Origin of the sequence: Muribaculum gordoncarteri, from assembly GCF_004803695.1 — a bacterium.
GTDB lineage: Bacteria > Bacteroidota > Bacteroidia > Bacteroidales > Muribaculaceae > Muribaculum > Muribaculum gordoncarteri.
Genome location: NZ_CP039393.1, coordinates 2,648,218 through 2,660,948, shown reverse-complemented (window position 1 = coordinate 2,660,948; position 12,731 = coordinate 2,648,218). Strand labels below are relative to the sequence as shown.

12 protein-coding genes and 1 pseudogene are annotated in these 12,731 nt (G+C 51.6%); 9 read left to right on the top strand and 4 right to left on the bottom strand.

Features of this window, described 5'->3' with window-relative positions; all coding sequences use genetic code 11:
• Nucleotides 1-324: pseudogene (gene ssb / locus E7746_RS11720) on the top strand (single-stranded DNA-binding protein); the annotation flags it as partial.
• A 33-nt stretch (nucleotides 325-357) separates the two neighbouring features.
• Nucleotides 358-1,344, top strand: a complete 987-nt coding sequence (locus E7746_RS11715; protein ID WP_136410919.1) for an ABC transporter ATP-binding protein — start codon at nucleotides 358-360, stop codon at nucleotides 1,342-1,344.
• A gap of 15 nt (nucleotides 1,345-1,359) precedes the next feature.
• On the opposite strand, the gene cobC is transcribed toward E7746_RS11715, so the two are convergent.
• From cobC to cobU, 4 genes are read right to left on the bottom strand one after another with little or no spacing between them, the layout of a single operon-like run.
• Complete coding sequence (cobC, locus tag E7746_RS11710; RefSeq protein WP_136410918.1) at nucleotides 1,360-1,887, bottom strand: alpha-ribazole phosphatase; 528 nt, start codon at nucleotides 1,885-1,887, stop codon at nucleotides 1,360-1,362.
• On the bottom strand, nucleotides 1,884-2,633 hold the full coding sequence (cobS, locus tag E7746_RS11705; protein ID WP_136410917.1) for an adenosylcobinamide-GDP ribazoletransferase: 750 nt from the start codon (nucleotides 2,631-2,633) through the stop codon (nucleotides 1,884-1,886). Before cobS ends, cobC begins: the two co-directional genes overlap by 4 nt.
• Before the next feature lies 1 nt (nucleotide 2,634).
• On the bottom strand, nucleotides 2,635-3,669 hold the full coding sequence (gene cobT / locus E7746_RS11700; RefSeq protein WP_123395474.1) for a nicotinate-nucleotide--dimethylbenzimidazole phosphoribosyltransferase: 1,035 nt from the start codon (nucleotides 3,667-3,669) through the stop codon (nucleotides 2,635-2,637).
• 6 nt (nucleotides 3,670-3,675) lie between these two features.
• Nucleotides 3,676-4,188 (bottom strand): bifunctional adenosylcobinamide kinase/adenosylcobinamide-phosphate guanylyltransferase, encoded by a 513-nt coding sequence (gene cobU, locus E7746_RS11695; protein ID WP_123395475.1) that lies wholly within the window; start codon nucleotides 4,186-4,188, stop codon nucleotides 3,676-3,678.
• A gap of 260 nt (nucleotides 4,189-4,448) precedes the next feature.
• Here cobU and E7746_RS11690 point away from each other — a divergent pair, with 260 nt between their 5' ends.
• The 7 genes from E7746_RS11690 (at nucleotide 4,449) to E7746_RS11660 (ending at nucleotide 12,718) form a co-directional block, all read left to right on the top strand.
• Complete coding sequence (locus E7746_RS11690; RefSeq protein ID WP_136410916.1) at nucleotides 4,449-5,603, top strand: aldose epimerase family protein; 1,155 nt, start codon at nucleotides 4,449-4,451, stop codon at nucleotides 5,601-5,603.
• Nucleotides 5,604-5,655: 52 nt separating this feature from the next.
• The gene (locus E7746_RS11685; RefSeq protein ID WP_123395477.1) at nucleotides 5,656-7,347 is read left to right on the top strand and encodes a sodium:solute symporter; all 1,692 of its coding nucleotides are present in this window, start codon (nucleotides 5,656-5,658) and stop codon (nucleotides 7,345-7,347) included.
• A 25-nt stretch (nucleotides 7,348-7,372) separates the two neighbouring features.
• Nucleotides 7,373-8,050: an NUDIX hydrolase gene (locus E7746_RS11680; RefSeq protein ID WP_136410915.1), complete on the top strand. Its 678-nt coding sequence runs from the start codon at nucleotides 7,373-7,375 to the stop codon at nucleotides 8,048-8,050.
• Between the two features lie 9 nt (nucleotides 8,051-8,059).
• Nucleotides 8,060-8,752, top strand: coding sequence for an L-ribulose-5-phosphate 4-epimerase (locus E7746_RS11675; RefSeq protein ID WP_136410914.1), 693 nt, complete (start codon nucleotides 8,060-8,062; stop codon nucleotides 8,750-8,752).
• A 54-nt stretch (nucleotides 8,753-8,806) separates the two neighbouring features.
• Nucleotides 8,807-10,348: an L-arabinose isomerase gene (gene araA / locus E7746_RS11670; protein ID WP_136410913.1), complete on the top strand. Its 1,542-nt coding sequence runs from the start codon at nucleotides 8,807-8,809 to the stop codon at nucleotides 10,346-10,348.
• A 12-nt stretch (nucleotides 10,349-10,360) separates the two neighbouring features.
• Entirely contained in the window at nucleotides 10,361-11,959 is a 1,599-nt protein-coding gene (locus E7746_RS11665; protein WP_136410912.1) for a xylulokinase, read from the top strand.
• 168 nt (nucleotides 11,960-12,127) lie between these two features.
• Nucleotides 12,128-12,718, top strand: coding sequence for an SIS domain-containing protein (locus tag E7746_RS11660; protein WP_369698982.1), 591 nt, complete (start codon nucleotides 12,128-12,130; stop codon nucleotides 12,716-12,718).
• Nucleotides 12,719-12,731: the final 13 nt, after the last annotated feature.

Sequence of the window (12,731 nt, the reverse complement as noted above, 5' to 3'; positions counted from 1 at the left end):
ATGTCGGTCAATAAGGTCATATTGATAGGTAACGTAGGGCAGGACCCAGAGATACGATATATCGAAACTCGTCCCGTGGCTTCGTTTACGCTTGCGACTACCGAGCGGGCATATACTAACGCCGCCGGAGTGCAGATTCCCGAACGCACCGAGTGGCACCGCATCGTCATGTGGGACCGTGCCGCCGAAACCGCTGAGAAATACATACGCAAGGGTACCAAGCTTTATATCGAGGGGCGGTTGCGCACTCGTGTGTGGGAGGACCGCAATACCATAAAACGCTCGGTAACGGAAATATATGTCGATAATTTCGATATACTTTCCCGCCCTTCGGCTCAATAAAGGATAGTGGACGATATGAAACCGGATGTCGCTGTAGTTGTGTCGCAACTGGTCACGGGCTATCGTGGTCAAGGTCGTGACACGGTTGTGTCGGGCCCTTTCAGTGCGGAGTTGCACTCAGGCGAGCTGACTTGTCTGCTCGGTCCCAACGGTGCCGGAAAGTCTACGCTGTTGCGCACGCTGTCGGCCTTCCAGCCGCCGTTGCGTGGCGACATATCCATTGAGGGACGCTCGCTTGATGACTATTCCGAAACCGAACTGGCCAAGGTGATAGGCGTAGTGCTTACCGACAAGATTGGGGCCAACAATATGACGGTGGCTCAGCTTGTGGGTCTTGGCCGCAGCCCTTATACCGGTTTCTGGGGTACGCTCGGTGATAATGACCGTGAGGTTGTCGATGAGGCTATGACGCTTGTAGGCATTGCGGAGTTGCGTGATCGCGCCGTGCAGTCGCTAAGCGACGGCGAGCGGCAGAAGGCGATGATAGCCAAGGCTCTTGCGCAGCAGACTCCCGTGATATTCCTTGACGAGCCTACGGCATTTCTTGACTATCCGAGCAAGGTTGAGATTATGAGGTTGCTGCACTCGTTGTCGAGGTCGGGCGGCAAAACTATTTTCCTGTCAACCCATGACCTTGAACTTGCCCTGCAGATAGCCGACTGTATATGGCTTATGGACAAGAAGCTCGGCATCGTTACCGGCTCTCCCGAAGACTTGTCGCTTAACGGCTCAATGTCACGGTACTTTGAACGTGACGGCATTAGTTTTGACATGGACGCAGGAGTTTTCCACATCGACTACCGTCCCGACGCTTCGGTTAAGGTGACAGGGCGCGGTGCGCGTTACAACATGGTGAGGAAAGCTTTGTTGCGCAACGGGATAGGGTGTGACGAAAGCCGCGATGATGTCGTTGTCGAAGTAGGCGACGACGATTATTCGGTTAATGGATGCAAGGTGACGACGATAGCCGAGGTAGTCAATGAGGTGATGCGGCTGTGCTGACACGCGGTTGCTGTGTCAGATGTCCATCTCTATAACGCCTCCGTAGGGCGGTTGCATGTCAAATGCGTTTTCTTTGGTAGCGTGACCTTGCAGCATCATGACTTGAAGTATTGTGCCTCCGTGGGCGAATACGATAACGCATCGACATCCGCTGTCACGCAGGTCGTCGAGAAAGTCGGCCACTCTTGCCTGTTGGTCGGCAAATGACTCGCCACCCGTTGCCCTCACATTGAAAAAGTCGTCATACCATTCATTGATTCTCGGATCGGTTATCTCGTCAAACCGCTTCATCTCCCATTCTCCGAAATTAATCTCCATCAATCGTGCGTCACGTAACGCGCTGCTGTAGCCGCAATGCTCGGCGAGTCTGACGCAGCGTGACAGCGGACTTGTGTAGACGCGGTCGGGAGCGTATCGGGCTATGCGTGACGCAACGGCTGCCGCCTCGACGGGAAATGACTCGCGGAGTCCTACATCGCTTTGCCCGTAGCAGGTGCCTGGCGTTACATCGACCGATGTGTGTCGTACCATTATCAGCTTCATCGCAGGATTCCGAATATTATTGTCACGCTTATATAGAACGACATTTCACTTATGAGGAACAAGGCCCCGCAGCAGTCGCCGGTGTAGCCTTGGATGCGGTGTCGCATCATGAGAACCATCAACAGGGTGGCTATGATGGGTGCCACCGCGCTTATTATATATGTATAGGGAAGCAATAGAAGTGACGGCAGGGCTATGAGCAGAGATATGACCCATGCCAACGGTGACATGCGGTTGTATATCGTGCGGGCCTTTGATTCCTCCTCTTTTCGTGCGTATGGCAGGAGGTTGATGACCTGCGACGCGCAGAATTTGCTCCACACATCGCCGGCGATAAGCGTCATGCACGCGAGATGTAACGGCAGTGACGAGATGAGCGTCACGAAAAGCGTATAATATATAATGAGTGATATGACTCCGTAGGTGCCTATGTGCGAGTCCTTCATTATTGCGAGTATCCGCTCGCGTGATGTGCCGCCGCCAAATCCGTCGCAGAAGTCGGCCAGTCCGTCATCATGAAGTGCGCCCGTCAGGATGAGTCGCGCTGCAATCGCCATCAATGCTGCGACAGTCGCAGGCAGAATCTGAGCCGACAGCCACATCGTCAACGCCATTACGCCTCCCGTCAGCCAGCCGGTGAGAGGCCACAGCTCCACGACACGCTTGAAATAGTGTGACGGCACTTCGACCATCCTCCACAACGGAAGCCGGGTGAAGAACATGAATGCAGCGAGCACGCGTTTCATGTCAGAAGTATTTTGTCACGGCCACATCGGCAAATGTGTCCATGTCGTTAATCATCTTTACGGCCGATTGCAGGATAGGGTAGGCGCACACCGCTCCGCTGCCCTCGCCAAGACGCAGGCTTAGGTGTAGGATGGGGTGCGCTCCGAGAGCCTGTAGCACGAGTTTGTGTCCCGACTCGTCGCCCTGATGTCCGAACACTGCATAGTCGAGTACTTCGGGATAAAGCTTCGATGCCGCAAGGATGCAGTTGGTCATGATGAAGCCGTCGACGATTATGAGCATTCCGAGTTCGGCGGCACGTAACATTCCTCCCACGGCCATTACCAATTCATATCCGCCAAACCATGCCATAATGTCGGTGACGCTGCCGTCGCCACGATAGTTGTCGAGCGACTCCTTGAGCACTTCATACTTGTGGCGTATGCCGTCATTGTCGAGTCCCGCCCCGGCCCCGATGCAGTCGGCGAGGGGTATTCCGGTGAAAAGATGCATCCACATTGACGACGGAGAGGTGTTGCCGCTGCCCATCTCGCCGAAGCTGACGACATTGCAGCCTGAAGCGTGAACATCGCCCACCACTTCGGCGCCGCGTTGCAGGCACAGCTCCATCTCGTCGGCGGTCATTGCGGGCCCGTAATGGAAGTTGCGGGTCGACCGACGCACTTTCATGTCGATGATGCCGTGTCCGGCAGGTATGTCGTAGTCAACGCCTGCGTCTACAAGAACGAGCTTGAATCCATGCTGATTGCACAGGAAGTTTATGCCCGCGCCCCCTTTGGCAAAGTGTCCGAGCTGCTGCCATGTCACCTCCTTGGGCGACACGCTCACGCCGTCGGCTATGATTCCATGGTCGGCTGCAAACAGGATGTTGTGGGGATTGCGCAATTCAGGTGACAAAGTACCTTGTATCAGTCCTATCCTCAATGCCAGCTCTTCCAGCATGCCGAGTGAACCCTTGGGCTTGGTGAGGTTGTCAATTCGGTTCTGTAGCGGCTCCTTTAACGATGCGTCGGGGCGCTTTATGTCAAATGTCATAGCGTGTTATTTTATTTTCATTGATATTCCGGAAATGAGCATGTACGCATCATCGGCCGATGATGCGATGTGACGGTTGATTGAACCTTGCAGATCGGTGAATGTGCGCTGCAATTTGTTGGCACTCGTGCCTCCAAGTCCTATTTCATTTGTTACAATAAGGTAGGTTGCGTCGTGAGCGGTAAACCGGTCAAATTCCTCTTTCATGCGTTTCAAGGCTTCTTGGCCGTCGCCTTCGCAAATGTGAAGCATATTGGAGGCCCACATCGTTACGCAGTCCACAAGCACCACTCGGTTGGTCATGTCGATGCTTCCGAGATGCAGCGGCTCCTCGACGGTTGTCCACTCATCGCCTCGTCGTGAACGGTGGATTTCAACCCTGTGACGCATCTCGTCATCGAGAATCTGTGAAGTGGCTAAATAGACCGGATTGTCCGAAAGGTCACGTGCGGTTTTCTCGGCAAATTCGCTTTTGCCCGAGCGTTGTCCTCCGGTCACCATTATTATTCGGCGTGACATGATTTTTGTGATGATTGGTTATTCTTATGCAAAGTTACTTATTACTTGCAACAAAATTCTCCTATAAGTTGCTTTTTTGGATTAAAAGGAGTAACTTGCACGTTGAAAATAACCAAAATAGGCCGATTAACTGCAAATAAGTGTAAAAAGTACACTTTTATGTTGTAAAACATAAATAAAAGGAGTAGCTATGTCGATTATAAGTGTTATTTTTACACCCAAAATAAAACCAACCATTTTAACAATCAAAAAACGCTATCATGAATTACTGGAAATCTTCCGCATTATGCGTGAGCATAGCTCTGGCTATGAGTGCTTGTGGTAACAAGCAGTCCGATTCACAACTAACAGCTTCAGGTTTGAATCCCGATGACTTCGTGACTGATGTCAACGGAAAGACAACCGGTCTTTACACTCTTACCAATGACAATGGCATGGAGGTTTGCGTTACCAATTTCGGCGGACGCTTAGTGTCGATCATGGTCCCCGACCGTGACGGCAAGTTCCATGACGTGGTGCTGGGCTTTGACAGCATCGCCGATTATCTTCCCCAGAACAATGCAAGCGACTTCGGTGCTGCAATCGGCCGTTACGCCAACCGCATCAACCAGGGACGCATCGTTCTCGACGGTGACACTGTTCAGCTTCCCCGCAACAACTTCGGTCATTGCCTGCACGGCGGTCCCACAGGATGGCAGTATCAGGTTTATGACGTGACTTCGGTTAACGACAGCTCAATCGTGCTCACCATGCATTCACCCGATGGCGACAACAACTTCCCCGGAAACGTAGAAGCTACCGTTACCTACACGCTTACTGCCGACAATGCAATCGACATCGATTACAAGGCTACCACCGACAAGAAGACTGTGATCAACATGACCAATCACTCTTACTTCAACCTCAACGGCGACCCCGATTCTTCAATTGTTGACAATATCCTCTATGTATGCGCCGACACATTTACTCCCGTTGACCGCACTTACATGACCACAGGCGAAATCGTGCCCGTAGAGGGAACTCCTATGGACTTCACCACTCCCAAGGCTGTGGGTCAGGACATCGCAAATACCGATTACGACCAGATTAAGTTTGGTAACGGTTACGACCACAACTGGGTGCTCAACACTGCAGGCGACGACTCACAGGTAGCTGCAAAGCTCGTTGCTCCCACAACCGGCATCACACTTGAAGTACTCACCGACGAGCCCGGAATCCAGGTTTATTCAGGCAACTTCCTTGACGGCAAGGTTACCGGTAAGAAAGGCAAAGTTTACAAGCAGCGTTCAGGCATCTGCCTCGAAACCCAGCACTATCCCGACAGCCCCAACAAGGCAGAATGGCCTTCAGTTGTGCTTGAACCCGGTCAGACCTACTCAAGCCACTGCGTATTCAAGTTTGGCGTAGAAAATTAATGACTATCAAACAAATCAAACAGTATATTCTTAACTTAAATCGTAACTATTTATGGCATTATTAGACTGGCTTGTCGTAGGACTATTCTGTATAGCCCTCATAGGCATCATAGTATGGGTGATGCGCCAGAAACAAAACAATGCGGAGGACTACTTCCTCGGAGGTAAGGATGCAACCTGGATTGCCATCGGTGCATCTATCTTCGCTTCAAACATCGGATCGGAGCATCTTATCGGACTTGCGGGCTCGGGTGCATCCAGTGGTATGGCTATGGCTCACTGGGAGATTCAGGGTTGGATGATCCTTATTCTCGGTTGGGTTTTTGTACCGTTCTATTCACGAAGCATGGTAATCACCATGCCTGAGTTCCTTGAACGCCGCTATAACTCACAGTCACGTACCATTCTTTCGCTGATTTCTCTTATCAGCTACGTTCTCACCAAGGTTGCCGTTACAGTTTATGCCGGCGGTCTTGTATTCCAGCAGGTGTTCGGTATCGATACACTTTGGGGCATAGATTTCTTCTGGATTGCCGCTATCGGCCTTGTTCTCATCACCGCTCTCTACACCATATTCGGAGGTATGAAATCGGTACTCTACACATCGGTGCTGCAAACACCCATATTGCTGCTCGGTTCACTGATAATTCTTGTGCTTGGTCTTCGTGAACTTGGAGGCTGGGACAAGATGATGGAAATCTGTTCGGCTGTTGAGGTTAACCAATACGGCGATACAATGTCCAATCTTATCCGCGACAACCGCGATCCCCAGTATCCTTGGCTCGGAGCCTTGATCGGTTCGGCTGTTATCGGTTTCTGGTATTGGTGTACCGACCAGTTCATCGTTCAGCGTGTGCTCTCGGGAAAAAATGAAAAAGAGTCACGCCGCGGTACAATCTTCGGCGCTTATCTCAAGCTCCTTCCCGTGTTCTTGTTCTTGATTCCCGGTATGATCGCATTTGCGTTGCACCAGACTCAAGGCGACTTCTTGCCTATGCTTGCCAACGGCAATCCCAATTCTGATGCCGCTTTCCCGACTCTCGTGGCCAAGTTGCTTCCCGCCGGAGTAAAGGGTCTTATCGTGTGCGGTATCCTTGCAGCTCTCATGTCATCTCTTGCTTCGCTGTTCAACTCATCGGCAGCACTCTTCACTATCGACTTCTACCAGCGTTTCCGTCCGAAGACCGACCCCAAGAAACTCGTTCGCATCGGTCAGGCTGCAACAGTGGTAATTGTGGCTCTCGGTATACTTTGGATTCCGGTTATGCGTTCGGTAGGTGATGTGCTGTATCTATATCTCCAGGATGTACAGTCTGTCCTTGCTCCCGGTATCGCAGCTGTATTCCTTATGGGTATCTGCTGGAAGCGTGCAACTGCCCAAGGTGGTATGTGGGGTCTTATCGCGGGTCTTGTGATAGGTATAACCCGTCTTTGCGCAAAAATATACTACAGCAATGCCGATGTAATTCCCGGCGGTGATACAAGCAACATATTCCAGTACCTCTTCTATGATGTTAACTGGTTGTTCTTCTGCGGATGGATGCTTGTATTCTGCTTGCTCGTAGTATTTGTAGTCAGCTTGTTCACCAAGGCTCCCGAACCTGAAAAGATCAAAGGTCTTGTATTTGGCACATCTACCGCTGAACAGCGTGCTGTAACCCGCGAAAGCTGGAACCATTGGGATATAATCCACACTGTCATCATCCTTGGTATCACAGTGGCATTCTACTGGTACTTCTGGTAATCATCTATCTTCATGCTGATCTGTCATGACTGATTTCTATAAAAGCAATCCGCAATTCTTTGTAGGTGTCGACTGTGTAATTTTCGGGCTCAACAAGGGCGAGTTGAGCATTCTGCTCGCCAAGCGTAACTTTGAGCCTGAAAAGGGTAAGTGGTCGCTTATGGGTGGCTTCGTGCAGGAAGGCGAGAGCGTCGATGACGCCGCCAAGCGCGTGCTCCTTGAGCTGACCGGACTCAACGATGTCTACATGGAACAGGTGGGTGCCTTTGGCGCTGTCGACCGCGATCCGGGCGAGCGTGTAATATCGGTGGCATATTATGCATTGATAAATTTCGATGAATACGACCGTATACGCGTGATGGAACACAATGCCCAGTGGATCAGTATCCACGAAATGCCTCAACTGGGCTTTGACCATCCGAGCATGATTGAAAAAGCCCGTGAGCTCATACGCCGTAAACTGACGCATGAGCCCATCGGGTTCAATCTGCTGCCCAAGCTTTTTACGCTTACTCAGCTCCAGTCGCTTTACGAAACGATACTGGGCGAGAATATTGACAAACGTAACTTTCGCAAGCGCATAGCCGAAAATTGCTGCATAGAGAAGACCGACCAAATCGACAAGACAAGCTCGCGTCGTGGTGCGACGCTCTATAAGTTCAATGACAGGGCTTATCGCCGCGACCCTAAATTTAAAATCTAATAGAAAAATATGCTTGAAGATTTGAAACAAAAAGTGTTTCAGGCCAACCTCGACCTGGTGAAACACGGATTAGTAATATTCACCTGGGGCAATGTGTCGGGTATCGACCGTGAAAGCGGCCTCGTGGTGATTAAGCCCAGCGGTGTCGACTATGACACCATGAAAGTGTCGGATATGGTAGTCGTTGACCTCGACGGTAATGTTGTTGAAGGCGACCTTCGTCCTTCGTCCGATACTCCCACTCACCTTGCCTTGTACAAGGCGTTCCCTGAAATAGGCGGTGTGGTTCACACTCACTCAACCTATGCTACCGCATGGGCTCAGGCCGGCATCGACCTTCCGAACATCGGAACAACACATGCCGATTATTTCCATCAGGCAATTCCCTGCACTGCCGACATGACCGAGGCTGAGGTAAAGGGCGAATATGAACTTGAAACAGGCAACGTGATAATCGAGCGTTTCAAGGGCATGAATCCCGTCCACACTCCCGGTGTCCTGGTTAAGAACCACGGTCCCTTTGCCTGGGGCAAGGATCCTCACGACGCTGTGCATAACGCCGTTGTGATGGAGCAGGTGGCCAAGATGGCGAGCATAGCCTATTCGGTAAATCCTAACTTGACAATGAATCCTCTGCTGATCGAGAAGCATTTCAACCGCAAGCACGGTCCCAATGCCTACTACGGTCAGAAGAAGGCTTGATAATTAACCCAAACAATAAAACCAACAAAATACAAATACCTAAACTAAATTACAATGAAAGCTTTTGAAAACTTAGAAGTATGGTGGGTAACCGGTGCACAGTTACTCTATGGCGGAGATGCAGTAGTAGCAGTTGACGCTCATTCCAAAGAAATGGTAGACGGCTTGAACAACTCGGGCAACCTCCCTATAAAGGTGGTGTATAAAGGCACTGCCAACTCATCAAAGGAAGTTGAGGCTGTAATGAAGGCAGCCAACAACGATGAAAAGTGTGTCGGCATCATCACTTGGATGCACACCTTCTCACCTGCCAAGATGTGGATTCACGGATTGCAGCAGCTTCGCAAGCCCCTTCTCCACCTCCACACTCAATACAACGCCGAAATTCCCTGGGACACCATGGACATGGACTTCATGAACCTCAACCAGTCGGCTCACGGCGACCGTGAATTCGGTCACATCTGCGCTCGCATGCGTCTGCGCCGCAAGGTTGTTGTAGGTTACTGGAAGGACGAGGCAACTCAGAAGAAGATTGCCGTATGGTCACGTGTTGCAGCTGCTTGGGCTGATGCTCAGGACATGCTCATCTTGCGATTCGGCGACCAGATGAACAACGTAGCCGTAACCGACGGTGACAAGGTTGACGCTGAGCTCCGCATGGGCTATCACGTTGACTACTGCCCCGTAAGCGAGCTGATGGAACACTACAAGAAGGTGACCGACGCTCAGGTTGACGAGCTCGTAAAGGTTTATTTCAACTCTTATACTCATGCTCCCGAGCTTGAGCAGTCCGGAACCGAAGGCTACATCTCGGTATGGAATGCTGCAAAGGCTGAGCTCGCTCTTCGTTCAATCCTCACTGCCAAGGGTGCAAAGGGCTTCACTACCAACTTCGACGACCTCGGTACTCAGGACATCAACGATCCCAAGTTTGTAGGTTTCGATCAGATTCCCGGTCTTGCATCGCAGCGCCTCATGGCCGAAGGTTACGGTTTCGGTGCTGAGGGCGACTGGAAGTCGGCTGCTCTTTACCGCACACTCTGGTACATGAGCCAGGGTCTTAACGGCGGTTGCTCGTTCCTTGAGGACTACACTCTCAACTTCAACGGTGCCGAGAGCTCGATTCTTCAGGCTCACATGCTTGAGGTTTGCCCGCTTATCGCTGAAGAGCGTCCTCGTCTTGAGGTACACTTCCTCGGAATCGGTATCCGCAAGGCTCAGACCGCACGCCTCGTGTTCACTTCAAAGCCCGGCGCCGGCATCACTGCCACTGTCGTTGACATGGGCAACCGCTTCCGCCTCATCGTGAACGATGTAGAGTGCATCAAGTCAAAGCCGCTTCCCAAGCTCCCCGTAGCTTCGGCTCTCTGGATTCCGATGCCCAACTTCGAGGTTGGCGCAGGCGCATGGATTCTTGCCGGCGGTACTCACCACTCTTGCTTCTCTTACGACATAACTCCCGAATACTGGGAAGACTATGCCGAAATGGCCGGTATCGAGATGGTTCGCATCGACAAGGACACCACCATGCAGGGATTCAAGAAGGAGCTCCAGCTCAACGAAATCTACTACATGCTTAACAAAGCTCTCGTATAAAAAACGACCGCAATGAAAGCAGAAGCAAAAGCAACCATAGAAGCGGGTAAGGCCATCCTTGGTATAGAGTTTGGCTCTACCCGCATCAAGGCAGTCCTTATCGACGAAAACAATCGTCCCATAGCGCAGGGCAGTCACGAGTGGGAAAACCAGCTTGTCGACGGTCTTTGGACCTATAGCATCGAGGCTATATGGTTTGGCGTTCAGGATTGCTACCGTGACCTTCGCGAAAATGTCAAGGAGCAGTATGACACTGAAATCAAAACATTGGCTGCGATAGGAGTCAGCGCTATGATGCACGGTTACATGGCATTTGACGAGAATCAGGAGATTCTCGTGCCTTTCCGCACGTGGCGCAACACCAACACCGCACAAGCTGCGGCTGAACTCTCGGAACTCTTTGTCTACAACATCCCCTTGCGCTGGAGCATCTCACACCTCTATCAGGCCATCCTTAACGGCGAGGAGCATGTAAAGGACATCAAATTCCTCACCACACTTGCCGGTTACATCCACTGGCAGCTCACCGGTGAGAAGGTGCTCGGTATCGGCGACGCATCGGGTATGCTGCCCATCGATCCCGAAACCAAGAACTATTCAGCCGCAATGGTTGAGAAGTTTGACAACCTCGTTGCCCCCAAGGGCTACGACTGGAAGCTCATCGACATTCTTCCCAAGGTGCTCCTTGCCGGAGAGAATGCCGGAACGCTTACCGAGGAGGGTGCCAAGCGTCTTGACATCTCGGGTCACCTGAATGCCGGTGTTCCCGTGTGTCCTCCTGAAGGTGACGCCGGTACCGGAATGGTTGCCACCAACGCTGTAAAGCAGCGCACAGGTAATGTATCGGCCGGAACATCGTCATTCTCAATGATCGTTCTCGAGAAGGATCTCAGCAAGCCTTACGAGATGATCGACATGGTGACTACCCCCGACGGAAGCCTCGTGGCAATGGTGCATTGCAACAACTGTACTTCCGACCTTAATGCCTGGGTGGGACTGTTCAAGGAGTACACCGAACTCATGGGAGTTCCCGTCGACATGAACGAAATCTACGGCCGCCTCTACAACAACGCTCTCAAGGGCGATACCGACTGCGGAGGCCTCGTGTCCTACAACTACTTCTCGGGCGAGCCTGTAACGGGTCTTGCCGAGGGTCGTCCTCTCTTTGTTCGCTCGGTCAATGACAAGTTCAACCTTGCCAACTTCATGCGCGCTCACCTCCACGGTGCTGTAAGTGTGCTCAAGATAGGCAACGACATCCTCTTCAACGAGGAGAAAATCAAGGTTGACCGCATCACCGGTCATGGCGGACTGTTCAAGACCAAGGGCGTGGGACAGCGCATTCTTGCCGCAGCTCTCAATTCTCCCATCTCGGTTATGGAAACTGCCGGCGAAGGCGGTGCATGGGGTATGGCTCTTCTCGGATCCTACCTCGTCAACAACACCGGCTCGCGCAACCTTGCCGACTTCCTTGATCATGATGTGTTTGCAGGCGATGCCGGCACAAGCATCACCCCCACCAAGGAAGAAGTTGAAGGTTTCAACGCCTATCTTGAAAACTACAAGCAGTGCTTAGGTATTGAAATAGCAGCGGTAGAATACAAGAAGTAACGAATTACTTGTTAAATCCTCATCATAGAAGAGCGGCTCCGCTATCATGCGCGAGGCCGCTCTTCGGTTATTTGGAGGCGCCGATTGAATTTATTGGGGATTTATCGGGAATTTATTACCTTTGTAATAATAAAAATCTATATGTCTATGAGCGACATTCAGCAATCAATGCGCAAAATCCTCGAAAGTGAGAGTCGCGCCATCGCCAATATTCCGGTCAGCGATGCCTATGACCGTGCGGTTGAACTTATCGTTGAACACGTTTACCGTCGCGGAGGCAAGCTCGTTACTTCGGGCATGGGTAAGGCCGGGCAGATAGCCATGAATATAGCCACGACCTTCTCGTCAACCGGTATTCCGGCCGTGAATCTGCATCCTTCCGAGGCCCAGCACGGCGACTTGGGCGTGCTTCAGCCCAATGATGTGATGTTGCTGATATCCAATTCGGGCAAGACCTGTGAAATCATAGACCTTGTGCATCTTACACATAACCTTTATCCGCAGGTGCCGTTGATTGTCATTACCGGTAATCCCGACAGCGAATTGTCGGCGATGGCCGATGTCACACTGGCCACCGGAGCCTCGCCCGAGGTGTGTCCGCTTGGCCTTACGCCTACTACTTCCACTACCATGATGACTGTGATAGGCGATGTGCTCGTGGTGAATGTAATGCGTATAACCGGGTTTACGCGTGAGGACTATGCCTTGCGCCATCATGGAGGTTATCTTGGACGCAAATCCAGAGGTTCGGAAAATTAAGAGCTTGTTAATT